Annotated in this window: 11 protein-coding genes and 2 pseudogenes; 5 read left to right on the top strand and 8 right to left on the bottom strand. The window is 62.9% G+C overall.

From position 1 onward, the window contains the following. Positions 1–272 precede the first annotated feature (272 nt). Positions 273–1,274 carry an Rpn family recombination-promoting nuclease/putative transposase gene (locus ACERLL_RS17415; protein WP_373657374.1) on the bottom strand — a complete coding sequence of 334 codons (1,002 nt, stop codon included), beginning with the start codon at positions 1,272–1,274 and terminating at the stop codon, positions 273–275. 442 nt (positions 1,275–1,716) lie between these two features. On the opposite strand from ACERLL_RS17415, the gene ACERLL_RS17410 reads away from it, so the two are divergent. After that, positions 1,717–1,953: a site-specific integrase gene (locus ACERLL_RS17410; protein ID WP_373657373.1), complete on the top strand. Its 237-nt coding sequence runs from the start codon at positions 1,717–1,719 to the stop codon at positions 1,951–1,953. Between the two features lie 668 nt (positions 1,954–2,621). On the opposite strand, the gene ACERLL_RS17405 is transcribed toward ACERLL_RS17410, so the two are convergent. The 4 genes and pseudogenes from ACERLL_RS17405 to ACERLL_RS17390 form a co-directional block, all read right to left on the bottom strand. Next, positions 2,622–5,426 carry a DEAD/DEAH box helicase gene (locus tag ACERLL_RS17405; RefSeq protein ID WP_373657375.1) on the bottom strand — a complete coding sequence of 935 codons (2,805 nt, stop codon included), beginning with the start codon at positions 5,424–5,426 and terminating at the stop codon, positions 2,622–2,624. Between the two features lie 183 nt (positions 5,427–5,609). Then, a pseudogene (locus ACERLL_RS17400) lies at positions 5,610–5,753 on the bottom strand (SWIM zinc finger family protein); the annotation flags it as partial. A 410-nt stretch (positions 5,754–6,163) separates the two neighbouring features. Further along, positions 6,164–6,412, bottom strand: a complete 249-nt coding sequence (locus tag ACERLL_RS17395; RefSeq protein WP_373657372.1) for a UPF0175 family protein — start codon at positions 6,410–6,412, stop codon at positions 6,164–6,166. Between the two features lie 94 nt (positions 6,413–6,506). Beyond that, the gene (locus tag ACERLL_RS17390) at positions 6,507–7,496 is read right to left on the bottom strand and encodes an Rpn family recombination-promoting nuclease/putative transposase (protein ID WP_373657371.1); all 990 of its coding nucleotides are present in this window, start codon (positions 7,494–7,496) and stop codon (positions 6,507–6,509) included. A 227-nt stretch (positions 7,497–7,723) separates the two neighbouring features. Between ACERLL_RS17390 and ACERLL_RS17385 the strand changes: the two genes are divergently transcribed. Next, positions 7,724–8,140 carry a hypothetical protein gene (locus ACERLL_RS17385; protein WP_373657370.1) on the top strand — a complete coding sequence of 139 codons (417 nt, stop codon included), beginning with the start codon at positions 7,724–7,726 and terminating at the stop codon, positions 8,138–8,140. An 824-nt stretch (positions 8,141–8,964) separates the two neighbouring features. Here the strand turns inward: ACERLL_RS17385 and ACERLL_RS17380 are convergent. From ACERLL_RS17380 to ACERLL_RS17810, 3 genes and pseudogenes are all read right to left on the bottom strand, one after another. Beyond that, positions 8,965–9,273, bottom strand: coding sequence for a helix-turn-helix domain-containing protein (locus ACERLL_RS17380; RefSeq protein WP_373657369.1), 309 nt, complete (start codon positions 9,271–9,273; stop codon positions 8,965–8,967). Between the two features lie 306 nt (positions 9,274–9,579). Continuing rightward, positions 9,580–9,996, bottom strand: a complete 417-nt coding sequence (locus ACERLL_RS17375; RefSeq protein ID WP_373657368.1) for a hypothetical protein — start codon at positions 9,994–9,996, stop codon at positions 9,580–9,582. 89 nt (positions 9,997–10,085) lie between these two features. Next, positions 10,086–10,246 (bottom strand): annotated as a pseudogene (locus tag ACERLL_RS17810) (DUF2283 domain-containing protein). Between the two features lie 92 nt (positions 10,247–10,338). Here ACERLL_RS17810 and ACERLL_RS17370 point away from each other — a divergent pair. The 3 genes from ACERLL_RS17370 to tnpC are packed head-to-tail and all read left to right on the top strand — an operon-like array spanning position 10,339 to position 12,599. Then, positions 10,339–10,638, top strand: a complete 300-nt coding sequence (locus ACERLL_RS17370) for a hypothetical protein (protein WP_373657367.1) — start codon at positions 10,339–10,341, stop codon at positions 10,636–10,638. Next, the gene (tnpB, locus tag ACERLL_RS17365; protein ID WP_373657366.1) at positions 10,635–10,994 is read left to right on the top strand and encodes an IS66 family insertion sequence element accessory protein TnpB; all 360 of its coding nucleotides are present in this window, start codon (positions 10,635–10,637) and stop codon (positions 10,992–10,994) included. Before ACERLL_RS17370 ends, tnpB begins: the two co-directional genes overlap by 4 nt. Before the next feature lie 54 nt (positions 10,995–11,048). After that, positions 11,049–12,599: an IS66 family transposase gene (tnpC, locus tag ACERLL_RS17360; protein WP_373657365.1), complete on the top strand. Its 1,551-nt coding sequence runs from the start codon at positions 11,049–11,051 to the stop codon at positions 12,597–12,599. Positions 12,600–12,675 lie beyond the last annotated feature (76 nt).

The raw sequence follows: 12,675 nt of genomic DNA, 5'->3' as shown, positions 1-12,675 counted from the left end.
CTCCTTCTGATTGGGTCCGTCATTTATGGGGACAAACCCAGGTTAATAAGGAGGAAGCAGGCCATTCCATTAATTCCACTTAGTGCGTCACAGCGCCCGTAATGGCCCGTTGCTCCGCTCGTTCCGTTCGTGTGATTTCCAGGGACCGGTAGACCCCGGGGCGCTCACAATAGGTTCCGATCCTGAAAAAGCCACAGTGTTCGACAGCGGAACTCGCGCTGCGCCTAGACCCCCTCCCTCACGGAGCCACTTCCCAGAGGGGCAGGGAAGCCTTATTCGTCGCCGAAGATCTCCTCCACGCTGTCCGCGGTAACGACGCGGTCCAACCACCGGCCCAATTCTTCCAGGGAGGCGTTCTCCACCCGGTTCTGACAGGCTTTTCTGGCCTCCGAACCGAACTTGCGCTCGATTTGACGCAGGAGGGTGCTAACCTCCCCTTCCTGTCGGCCTTCTTGGCGGCCTTCCTGCCGTCCCTCCTGGCGGCCTTCCTGCTTCCCTCGCTCAATCCATTCCTCAGCTACCGTCATATTTAGCTCCTCCGCTCGGTCCGGTCGGGTGGTCTCCAGGGCCCGGAAGACTTCCGATTCGGTGGTCGGAAACACCCGGGCAATATACCGCAAAAGCGCCTGTTCCAGAGGGTGCCCTTCCGGCAAGTCCCGCAGCAACCGCGTTATCGCCGATGCATCCAGGTGCTCGGCAAATGCCCAGGCCAAAGCGCGCAGTCCGGCCCGCAGCACCGGATCGGTCGACAGGCGGGCGTCGCTTTCCTCCGGTCGAAGATGACAGACCTGGTAACCGAAATCCCGCTGCAGCACCAGAAGCGCCTCGTCGGCGTCGATGCAGTCCAGCAAGGATAATGGTACCGACCAATCCCGTTGCCCATGATAAATCACCAGCGGAATGATAGGCGGCAATTGTCGATACCGTTGGGCCCGTCCCTTGCCGTCCTGTTCCGCGAAGCGCTGCCAGATGCGCTGCTGATAGCCTAACAGTTGGACCGGTGTGGCCGGATCGGGCCCGGATTTATGCTCGATGAGCACATAGGCGAAGGCGGTCCGGCCGTCCCGGAGCGCCACCTCGAACAGCCGGTCGCTGTGGGTCTCCGCCATGGCGGGGTCGATGAAGCTGCCCGGCAGGTGGCGGGGCGGCTCGTCGGCCATGCGATCCCGCAGCACGTCGGGCAAGTTCTCTCGCAGGAAGATCCCCGCCCGCTCGGGCGTTTCCAGCAAGGCCTTGAGCAGGGCGTCATGGGGGTTGGTTGGATCCTGGGCCATGGGATTCATCCATTCGGTGGGGGGGGGGGGGAGCGGGGGAAAGCCGCATCGACCAGCCCGCTAAGAACATTTTGAAAACAAACGTACCATGGCCCCCATTCCGATGAAATCCATGGCGGAAGCAATCCCCGCTTCCGCCGCGCTGCGATCCTTACCCATCAGAGGGGCTTGCATCGCTCCAGCAGCATGGGGGACTTCCCAAAACACGTTTCCATTTTGTTCTCATTTGAGGAGGAAGTGGCCAACTTTATCGCCGAACAAGCGCGGGCCAAAAAGCCAGCCACCCTGCAGCACTACCTATAGAGCCTCCATACCTGGAACGTTGCCCACGGCTCGCCAGTGCGCACCGAGACCGTGCGGCGGGTGCTGGCCGGCATCGGTCGCCAGCTAGATTTCACGCTGGATTCCGCGCCCCCTTCTGCTGGAGGACTTCAAGCGGGTCATGGACGCCCAGGCCGGGAAGGGCTTAGCCACCGTCCGGAATCGCGCCCTGTTGGCCCTGGCCTATTTCGGAGCCTTTCGCCGGTCGGAAGCGGTGGCCCTGCGGATCGAGGACCTGCATCCGTGGCGGGAAGGGATGATCGTGGGCCTGCGGCCGTCCAAGGCCAACCAGGGCGGGGCGCCGGAGTCCAGGGCCATCGCCCGGGGGCCGGCGGGCTCGCCTTACTGCCCCGTGTAATAGGTCGAGCGCTGGCTGACCCGGTGCCAGGAAGCCGGCGGGGCCTCTCCGCACGGGCTGCTGTTTCCCGGCTTGACCGCCACTGGCCGCTTGCGCGACGCCCCGCTGACCCTCGGAGAGCTTCTAGCAACTGTTCAAAGCCGCGATCCGCCGGGCGGGTCTGGACCCGGCCACCTACAGGCCCCACAGCCTGCGCCCGAGGTTCCTCACCGCCTCCTGCCTGGCCGCAAGGCCCCTTCAAGATCCGGCGCGTCTCCGGCCATCGCAGCCAGACCGTGTTCGAGCGCTACATCCACGAGGCCGAACAATTCACGAACAATGCAGGCTACTTCCGTTGACGGAAAATCGGTTACTGATGGCCCGCTCTCCAAAACCCGCTCACGGGTTTTGGCCGGTCGCTGTCACGCGGCCGATTCATTTCCCTGGCGTTCGGCGGTCCAACCGCCAGCCCGACCCCGCGAGACTGGATCCCACTAGGCCGGACATGCCAGGTCCACCACCCCTGGGTAGGGACGGGGCCCGAGCCAGCCATTGACGCCCCAAGGGCGTCGATGTCGCCCCGCTCCTGTGGGAGCTTGTGCAGCCCGTTGCGGGCCGGCAGAAGCACTTTACTGGTTAAACGGTTGACCTCCTGCCCGTGCCAATCCCCGATTTGGGCGGGCAGGAGGTCAACCCAACGGACTCAGTAAGGTGTTGAGGTCGTCCTCGGTGAACTGGGGCACAACCTCTTCATCCCGGTCCTTGTGGCGGTAAACCGCATCCGCCAGCGCGGCCTTGCGCTGCTGCATGCCCAGGATGCGCTCCTCCACCGTGCCCTCGGTCACCAGCTTGTAGACGAAAACCCCCTGATCCTGGCCGATACGATGGGCACGGTCGGTCGCCTGCTCCTCGACGGCCGGATTCCACCACGGGTCGTAGTGGATCACGGTGTCCGCCTCGGTCAGGTTAAGGCCGACGCCTCCCGCTTTGAGGCTGATGAGAAACACCGGCGCCTGGCCAGAGCGGAAGCGCTCGATGGCGGCATCCCGCTTTCGGGTCTGTCCCGTGAGCTTGCTGTAGGCAATTCTGGCGTCTTTCAGCGCCTTCTCGATAAGCCCGAGCATGGTGGCGAATTGCGAGAACACCAGGATGCGGCGCCCCTCCCCCACCATCTCCGGCAGCATCGCCATGAGCGCCTCGAGCTTGGCGGACTCCTGCACGGTTTTGGCGCCCTCGAGCTTGACGAGGCGCGGATCGCAGCAAGCCTGGCGCAGTTTGAGCAAGGCATCGAGCACCGTTATCTGGCTGCGGGCCAACCCCTTGTTGGCCACGGCCTGGCGCACCCGCTCCTCCATAGCCAGCCGAATCGTTTCGTAGAAGTTGGCCTGGGCGCTGCCGAGAGCCACGGTCTGAACCATCTCGGTCTTGTCCGGCAGCTCCTTGGCCACCTGATGCTTGGTTCTACGCAGCAGGAAAGGCGCCAGCCGTTGCTGCAGGGTGACATGGCGCTCGGTATCGCCACCGCGCTCAATGGGCGTGCGGAACAGACGCTTGAAAGTCTGCTGATCGCCGAGCAGTCCGGGCAACAGGAAGTGAAACAGGGACCACAGCTCGCCGAGGTGATTCTCCATGGGCGTCCCGGTCAGCGCCAGGCGTTGCCTTGCTTCTAGGGAGCGGCTTGCCACCGCCGACTGGGTGTTGGGGTTCTTGATGGTCTGGGCCTCGTCGAGGATCACGGCGTGGTAGGACCACCCCCGCAAGCTCTCGGCGTCCCGAGGAAGCAAGGCATAGGTGGTCAGCACCACATCGTGATCCCCGATGCGGTCGAACCATTCACTCCGCTTGGGACCGTGGAGGGTCAGCACAGATAACGCCGGGGCAAACTGCCGGATTTCGGCACGCCAGTTACTCAGTAAGCTGGTGGGCGCCACTACCAGAGCGGGACGCTCCAATCGACCCTGTTCCTTGTCCACCAGCAGATGGGCCAGGGTCTGGATGGTCTTGCCCAGGCCCATGTCATCCGCCAAGGCCCCACCGAGGCCGGCCCCGCCAAGAAACTGCAGCCAGTCCAGACCCCGCTGCTGATAGGGTCGCAGCTCGGCCGCGAGCCCCGCGGGCGGCGCCACCTCGGGAATACCGCCCTCACGGCGCAGGGTATCCACCAGGGCGCGCAGACCCGCGTCCTCCTGCCAGGTCACCTCGGCGGGACTGTCCCCCAGCCCCGCCAGGCGCAGGCCCTCGATCCGGGACAGGGCGAGGTGCCCGGATTCGGACCGCGGACGGTCAAAGAGCTCTAACAGCGTGCGCACGATCGGGTAGATGGTTTCCCCGGACAGGCGCAACCACTGAGACCCTTCCACCGGCAGATACAGGTCCCGGTCCTGGCCCAGGAGGTCCTCGGGCCGGTCAACCTGCTCAATGACGGGTTCAAGGAGCGGAAGCAGGTCGAATTGCTCCCCGGCTACCTGGAAGCCCAATCCAACCTGGAACCAGTCCTCGCCGGTTCCTTCCACTTCCACCTGGCACCGATCCGGGGTGATGAAATCGAGGTGGAAGCTGGGGTCGACGGTGACCTGCCACCCCTCTTCCCGGAGGCCGGGGACCGTTTCCTCCAGGAATTGATCCCAGCCACGGGCCGACCGGGCCAGGTTACCGGGACGCATCCAGAGCAAGCCTTCGTGGTCATCGTCTTGAAGGTGCGCTGGCGCCTGGACGAAACCCACCGACTCGAGTCGGTCGAGGGCTTCCTGTTCCCGTTTTTCGTCCCGGTGGATGCGAACCACCTCGTTCGCCTCGTATCGGGCGGTTACCGGCTCCCGGGGTATGGCAGGCACACCATAGCTCGCGTAACCAAAATCCAGCCGGGCCAGGTGGACGCGCTGCTGGTTGGCGCCTGTGCCGACCACCTTGCCCAGGAGGGTAAGGTGCGGGGCAGGAGGGGTATCCGTGAGGTCGGTGGTCGTCACGGTTGTGGGGGTTGGCAGGGCAAGCTGGGGTACTTCCGCGGTCAGCCGCATGCTCACCTCGGCCGCGGACTCCGGGGGAACCGGAGGCGCAGTGAGCAGGGCGGCCAGCGACGCCGCCCCCTCGGACCACTCGGCGGTGTCACAGACACCGCTCTCCCCATCCACGTAAGCAGGCGGATCGAGAACCAGAAGCGCATCGCTCGGAGGATCGGTGCGAACCGCCAGCGTATAGGCCCCATCGGGGTTCTGCTCCCAATGCGCCTGCACGGGCCGGGGTGCTCCTGGCTGCAAGGCTGGGCAGTCGCTGGACTGCCAGAAGCAACGGCCACTTCGGACCATGCGCTGCAAGGCCAAACCGCCCGCGGCCCCCGTAAGGCGGATCTCCGGGCTACCCGCCATGAGGCTGGAGGCCTCCAGCAAGGCCATGATCTCCCGGTCCTGGGACGGGCCTCCCGAAATAAGCTCCAGCGCCTGGACGTCGTAGACCCCCTCTATTCCCCCTCCAGAGCCCAGGTTTTCCAAGACCACCCGGGCCTCCGGAACGCCGTGGGTACCGGGAACCGGTTCCAGAATGTAACGAACACCTTCGGGATCCCCGCTTTGCAGCGGCCGGCCCGGGTCTTCAGGCACCGCCTCTCCCAGCCGCCTTAGCCATTCCTCCGGCGTGGAAGGGCCCAGGGAGGGGAGCAACTCGGGCTGATCCTGCAAGCCAAGGAGGGCCGCCGCCACATGCTTGCAGTTGAAGGCCATGGGACAGGAGCACGATCCTTCGATCCGAAAGCCGGACTCAGCGGGCCATAACCAGATACTTTGCAGGTAGGTCCGATTGCCACTTCCCCGGACACGGGATTCCACCTCGATAACTCCGCGGCTTGGCTCATAACGAGCACTCACCGCTTGGGTCCGACGCTCCCGGAAGTACTTTTGGCCCCGGGCGAAATAGGTGGAACCGCAGGCGGCCTCAATATCGACTTCTTGCGGTACGTTGCTGGCGTTCCGAGAGGCGGGCAAAACCTTCACCAAATTTTCGTGGCTAGAAAAAAGCGAGGGATCTCATCCCCCAATGGAGCGATAAACTATTAGGGAAAGCTCCACATTGAGCTCCCAGCCCTAGACGACGGAGACGAGGCTCCAACCAGAGAATCTCGTTGTCGGGATTTGCTGGGTCGGAATTCAAGCAGGTGAAAACACCGGCCACTCGGCACCGAAATTCCCTTGTATTTGAAAAGTCTAGAGATTGCCTCAATGACAATTCCTTGTCCACTTTAGGTATTTCGCACCTGCGCTTGGAAATGTTCTTCGCTTAAATCAATCCCCGAAACGACATAACGATGGAGAGCAAGCAGAAATTGACCTCCTTCCACCCCTGCCAGTTCAGCTGCAGTCTGGTAAGAGATCTGCTTGAGCTCAAAAAGCTTTACCGCTAAAGCCATACGAGCTTCATGTTCGAATTCTTCAGGAGTTTGTTGAAGGCTAGCCGGTAAGGAATCAGGATATTCTATCTTAAGCTCCACTTTTCCCTCCTTTTGACCGACCCTGCTTTTCTGGTTCTCAAGGTGCCTTTAATCGAACCGCATACGGCCCGCTCAACAAAGCGCTACGGACGCCTTATTCGTTACCGAATATCTGCTCAACCCTATCCGCAGTTGCAAAGCGATCGAGCCACCGATCCAGCTCTCCCACGGAAGCGTTCTCTACACGGTCCTGATATGCCTTCTTGGCTTCGGAACCGAACTTGCGCTCGATTTGACGAAGTAGGGTGTTGATCTCCCCTTCTTGTCGACCTTCCTGCCGGCCTTCCTGCCGACCTTCCTTCTTTCCTCGCTCCACCCATTCATCCGCTACCGTCATAATCAGCTCCTTCGCCCGTTCCGGCCGGGTGATTTCCAAGGCCCGGTAGACCGTCGATTCCGTGGTGGGATACACCCGGGCAATATACCGCAAAAGCGCCTGTTCCAGAGGGTGCCCCTCCGGCAGGTCGCGCAGCAAGCGCGCAACGGCCGCATCATCCAGGTGCTCGACAAATGCCCAGGCCAGGGCCCGCAGCCCGGCCCGCAGCACCGGATCGCTGGACAGCCGGGCATCGCTTTCCTCGGGGCGCAGATGGCGCACCTGGTAGCCGAAGTCCCGCTGCAGGGCCAAAAGCTCCGCGTCGGCGTCGATGCAGTCCACCAAGGACAACGGCACCGACCACTCCGGTTGCCCATGGTAGAGCACCAGGGGAATGATGGGCGGCAACCGCCGATACCGTTGGGCCCGCCCCTGGCCGTCCTGTTCCGCGAAGCGCTGCCAGATGCGCTGCTGATAGCCCAGCAGCTGGACCGGCGTGGCCGGATCGGGCCCCGATTTGTGCTCGATCAGGACGTAGGCGAAGGCGGTGCGTCCGTCCCGGAGCGGCACCTCGAACAGCCGGTCGCTGTGGGTCTCCGCCATGGCGGGGTCGATGAAGCTGCCCGGCAGATGGCGCGGCGGCTCATCGGTCATGCGTTCTCGCAGCACCTCGGGCAGATTCTCCCGCAGAAAGACCCCGGCCCGCTCGGGGGCGTCCAGAAGGGCCTTGAGCAGGGCATCGTGCGGATTCGTGGGATCCTGGGCCATGGCGTCACCCGTCAAACGGTCAGAAGGTGCGGGGCAGCAGGCGGGTTTGCCTACCCTGTTGAGAACGTATTTAGAACAAACGTAGCATAGCCCCTTTCCTCGAAAAAGCCATGGCCCCGGTACCGACCTCTGTTCGCTCGGCATCAGACGGGCTTCCATCCGGCAAACGGCATGAGAGACTCCCCCTCAACAAATGTTCTCTTTTCGTTTCTATTCGAGGAGTGTCCATGAGTCTGCCCCGTAATCTGCCGAGCAACCCAAACACCGAAGCCATTGGGCCGACAACGCAGGAGCTGCTCTCCGATGAGGCCCGGGCCTATCTGGCGAAGAGTGTCTCCGAAAACACGATCCGGGTAGTTCGCGCCGACCTGAGGGTCTTCACCCAATGGGGCGGCACGCTGCCTACCCATCCGGAAGAAGTGGCCAACTTCATCGCCGAGCAAGCCCGGGCGAAGAAGCCCGCCACCCTGCAGCGCTACCTCTTGATTCTACCTAAGTGGCTCGCAGCCCATGGCCACTCGTCGTCGGTTCGGACCGAGGCCATGCGGCGGGTAATGGCAGGTATCGGGCGCCAGCTGGATTCCACACCGGATTCGGCACCCCCGCTTCTGCTGGAGGACCTCAAGCGGGTCACGGAGCCCTGACCGGAGAGGACCTTGCCACCACCCGGGACCGGGCCCTACTGGCCTGGCCTATTTCGGCACCTTTCGCCGGTGGCGGCCCTGCGAATCGAGGACCTGCGCATCTGGCGGGAAGGGATGGTCATTGGCCTGCGTGCCTCCAAGGCCGGCGGATTCAACCGGCAAGTGCTACACCGAGCTGTTCGCTGAAAGCCTCCAAGGGGGTTCGGTACCCCAAGCATTTGCGAGGCGTGGTGTTGTATAGCCAGAGGGCTTAAACAGGTCCTAGGCCGGGTAATACTCCAGCAGGATTTTCGGGGCAGGTCCCGCCGCAGCCAGCGGTTTACGTTTTCGATGGCACCCCGTTGCCAAGGGGCGCATGGAGGGTCGCAGAAGTAGTCACCACCCCGGTGGCGGCGGTGACAGTCTCATGTTCAAAGAACTCGCTGCCGTAGTACCTATAGACCGACGGGCCACTGGTGGCAAATGGCCCAGCAAGCGCACTTGCACCTTTGAAGCCTCGGCGGCTGTCCGATCCGGCCGCTCCGCTGCCAGCGCAAAGCGGGACTGGCGCTCGGTGATCGTCAGCATGGGGCGCTTCTGGGTTCGGAGGTCTGCATGCTGTCGCCCTCCCAGGGCTGCCCAACTCACTGCAGTCTGGCGGCCTCGAGGCGGTCATGGATGGAGCGCTGGTCCGGGATCCGCGGATCCCTGGGTCGTTCGGCCGCCCGATATCCGCGCCGGGGCTCGCCGCGCCACAGGCAGCGATGCAGCCGCCGCTTCTTGCCTTGTGGCCTATAGACATAGCGGTAGATGGTCTCGGGCAGCTGACCGGGCGACCATAGCCTTCATACCGCATGCGGTCGGCAATTTACTGCTGCGACTGCCGTCCAGCTCCAGGCGCTTCCTAACGCAAGCGCCCAGCTCGGCATTCCCCTCGCAGCGATTGCCCCGAAAGCACCGGCCCGAGCTTTTCGTCCTGCGGCCTCGGGCCAATAGGTGCCACTTCGTCGTCGGTTCCGGCCGACCTCCCGGCTGAGGGTCCCGGGATCCCGGCCCAGCTCCCGGCCAATGGTCCGGAAGCTGGCGCCCTCGATACGGCACTGACACAGGTGCTCGCGCTCAGACGGCTGCTGGTACGGGTCCTCGGTTCCCATGACAACCCGGCCCCTACCAGTGGACCGGTATTGCACTTCGAGTGGCAATCTACCGCCAACCAGCGGGAGCCCCGGAGTCCAAGGCCATTGCCCGCGGGCCGCAGGGCTCCCCGTACTGCGCGGTAGAGCGGGGGACGGCCTGGTTAGCCGAACGAGATCAGCGGAGCGAGCATGCCGAGGAAGGTCTGCTATTCCCACCGGTCAACCCGGACGGTATCCTGGGTGATCGCTCCATCCCCAGAGCTTCTACAGCTCAAAAGAGATGAATGTCGATCGAAAAAAACACAGGCTAGTCTGACAGACTATCTATACATCAATATCTTTAACGTGCGCCAACCAATCCTTTGTCCCTTCCATCTGTAGGAAGTTTTTCTTTTTCGCAAACTCTTTTACTGCTTCAGTGTGCGCACTCTCTATAACAATATAATCAATATCCCAGAACAAACAGTACTCTTTTAACATTTTCAAAAATTCCGTTCCCCATCCTTGCCTTTTATTATAAAAATTTATGCTGGCAATTACAATAGAATTTTGAGGAACAGGATCCCCTTTAGGGACAAAAGGCCCACGAATATACAAATCAAAATATTTTTGATTGGCCGATATATTTCCGCTATGTGACAAAAATGCAGGAAATTTTTTGTAATTAAATTCTTCCCGGAGGAACCTGTTTATTCTTTCCAATAAATCTTTGGTTTCCTGATTAAAGTCTGCGCCTTGCATACACGATAACCCCTTCCTTAGGGAATTCTGATTTTTTCAAGTTGACTTCCAATGCTGACCAATGGGCATTCGAAAGCACCGGCTACATGTCAGGCGACATCAGTGCAAAGTAGGGGCCAAGCGCCCTGCTTGGAAGCCTCCAGAATAACCACTTCCATGATGGTTCCATCCTCGGCGTAGCTCACACGGGTATTCCAATACTGCGAGGGCTCGCTGACGATTGGCTTCTCCGAAAGATGCAGGTCAGCATATCGTCTCCATCGTAAGCGGTCGATTCGACCCGTCTGTGCCTAATCCTACCTGACCGGCACCCTGCCTCTGAAATCGCAACCGGAGGCAGCCATGGATCTCTCCCTCCATCCGCATCTCGATTGGGCCGGCCTTCTCCAGGACTGGGCCCGGTCCGAGCAGTCGCCGGAGGCGTTGGCCCAGACTCTGGGGCTGGCCGAATCCGTGCCGGCAAAGAGCCGCAGCCAGGACGGCGGCCTGTTCCAGCGGGCCGAGGTCGTCGATGCCCGGCCGCCTTCCAAGGGGGCGGGCTGTCGCATCCACCTCCCCGGTGGCACCGCCCTGGAGGTGGACGACTCGGTCGATCCCCACTGGGCCGCAGCCCTCATCCGGGCCCTGGAGCCGTCGGCATGATGCGGCCCAGTCCCGCCCTGGAGGACGTCTACCTCTGCCTGGCCCCGGTGGACTTCCGCAAGCAGATAAAGGGCCTGTCCGCCCTGGTGGAGGCCGAGCTGGAATTGAGCCCCCTCGGTGGCCAGCTGTTCGTGTTCGGCAACCGCGCCCGGGACAAGGTCAAGGTCCTGTACTGGGAGGGCACGGGCTTCTGCCTCTGGCAGAAGCAGCTGGAGCAGGCCCGGTTCCCCTGGCCATCCTTCTGGGAGGGCGACGTGGCCCGGCTCACTGGCGCCCAGCTCAACTGGCTCCTGGACGGCCTGGACCTGCGCCATCACCAGCCCCATGACCGGCTGGATTACGAATCGGTTTTGTAACAAAATCAAGTAACTAAACTGGATTTTCAAGGGCCGTTGCGGTAGTATTCGGGGATGGCAACGGAGCCCGAAACCCTCCCCGACGACCCCGAGCAGCTCAAGGCGCTGGTCCGCTCCTACAAGGCGGAAACCGAGCGCCTCCAGGAGATGCTCAACATCCTCCGGGCCAAGCAGTTCGGCCCGACCTCGGAGAAGGCCGTCGATCAGTACGCCCTGTTCGACGAGGCCGAGGTCGAGACCGCCGAGGAAGGGCCTTCGGAGGCCGTCGAGGTCCCCGGCCATACCCGCACGAAGCGCGGTCGCAAGCCCCTGCCGGATAATCTCCCCCGCGAGGAGATCGTCCACGATCTCCCCGACGAGGACAAGGTCTGCGCCGAGGACGGCGCGGCGCTTGAGCGCATCGGCGAGGAGGTGGCCGAGCAGCTCGACGTCATCCCCGCCAAGGTGCAGGTCCTGCGGCATGTCCGGCCCAAGTATGCCTGCCCCTGCTGCGAGGACACCGGCGTCCACACCCCGGCCATGCCGCCCCAGCCCATCCCCGGTTCCATCGCCAGCCCCGGCCTGCTGGCCCACGTCGCCACCGCCAAGTATGTCGATGGCCTGCCGCTGTACCGGATGGCGACCATCCTGGAACGGGCCGGCGTGGATCTGCCCCGGGCTACCCTGGCGCATTGGATGGTGCGCATGGGCGAGGCCGTCCAGCCCTTGGTCAATCTCCTCGGCGATGCCCTGGAGGCGGGCCCCGTGCTCCAGATGGATGAGACGCCGGTCCAGGTGCTGAAGGAGCGAGGGAAGAAGGCGACTTCCCAATCGTATATGTGGATCCAGAAGGGCGGGCCGCCCGGCAAGCCGGCCATCCGCTTCCGTTACGCCCCGACCCGGGGCCACGAGGTGCCGAAGCGGCTACTCGCCGACTTCCACGGCTACCTGCAGACCGACGGCTACAGCGCCTACGGCACTGCCTTAGCGGGCCGGGACGATGTCGTGGCCGTGGGCTGCTGGGCCCATGCACGTCGCCCCTTCGACGAGGCCATCAAGGCCCACGGCAAGAAGAAGGCCAAGAAGGCCGGCCACGCCCGCCAGGGCCTGGACTATATCCAGCAGCTCTACGCCATCGAGCGCCAGGCTCGGGACCAGGGGCTCGACGCCGCGGCCCGCTATCGGCTCCGGCAGGACCAGGCCAAGCCTCTCCTCGACGAGATGCGGGCCTGGTTGGATGAGGCCCTCACGGCCGTACCGCCCAAGTCCGCCACCGGCAAGGCCCTGCACTACCTGGCGGGCCAATGGGAGCGCCTGGTGCGCTACCTCGGTGACGGCCGCATCCCCATCGACAACAACGGCGCCGAGAACGCCATCCGCCCCTTTGTCCTGGGACGGAAAAACTGGTTGTTTTCCAACAGCATCGCCGGCGCCACGGCCTCGGCCAACCTCTACAGCCTTGTCGAGACGGCCAAGGCCAACGGCCACGAGCCGTATGCCTACCTCCGCCACCTTTTCAAAGAGCTCCCCGCCACCGATAGCGCCGAGGCCTACGAGGCGCTGCTGCCCTGGAACCTCGATCCGAAGACCCTGCAGTCCGCGCCCCAAGCTGCGATAGACGGGTAGGAATTAATGGAATGGCCTGCTTCCTCCTTATTAACCTGGGTTTGTCCCCATAAATGACGGACCCAATCAGAAGGAG

This window comes from Thiohalorhabdus sp. Cl-TMA, assembly GCF_041821045.1.
Classification (GTDB): domain Bacteria; phylum Pseudomonadota; class Gammaproteobacteria; order Thiohalorhabdales; family Thiohalorhabdaceae; genus Thiohalorhabdus; species Thiohalorhabdus methylotropha.
The sequence above is the reverse complement of the archived record's forward strand: the minus strand, read 5'-3'. Positions and strand labels throughout refer to the sequence as shown.

What these genes read in the sequence shown, in the direction of transcription:
- ACERLL_RS17370 (WP_373657367.1), top strand. Translation starts at nt 10,339, where the DNA reads ATGGATCTCTCCCTCCATCCGCATCTCGATTGGGCCGGCCTTCTCCAG.
- ACERLL_RS17385 (WP_373657370.1), top strand. Translation starts at nt 7,724, where the DNA reads ATGAGTCTGCCCCGTAATCTGCCGAGCAACCCAAACACCGAAGCCATT.
- ACERLL_RS17390 (WP_373657371.1), bottom strand. Translation starts at nt 7,496, where the DNA reads ATGGCCCAGGATCCCACGAATCCGCACGATGCCCTGCTCAAGGCCCTT.
- ACERLL_RS17380 (WP_373657369.1), bottom strand. Translation starts at nt 9,273, where the DNA reads ATGGGAACCGAGGACCCGTACCAGCAGCCGTCTGAGCGCGAGCACCTG.
- ACERLL_RS17375 (WP_373657368.1), bottom strand. Translation starts at nt 9,996, where the DNA reads ATGCAAGGCGCAGACTTTAATCAGGAAACCAAAGATTTATTGGAAAGA.
- ACERLL_RS17410 (WP_373657373.1), top strand. Translation starts at nt 1,717, where the DNA reads ATGGACGCCCAGGCCGGGAAGGGCTTAGCCACCGTCCGGAATCGCGCC.
- tnpC (WP_373657365.1), top strand. Translation starts at nt 11,049, where the DNA reads ATGGCAACGGAGCCCGAAACCCTCCCCGACGACCCCGAGCAGCTCAAG.
- ACERLL_RS17415 (WP_373657374.1), bottom strand. Translation starts at nt 1,274, where the DNA reads ATGGCCCAGGATCCAACCAACCCCCATGACGCCCTGCTCAAGGCCTTG.
- tnpB (WP_373657366.1), top strand. Translation starts at nt 10,635, where the DNA reads ATGATGCGGCCCAGTCCCGCCCTGGAGGACGTCTACCTCTGCCTGGCC.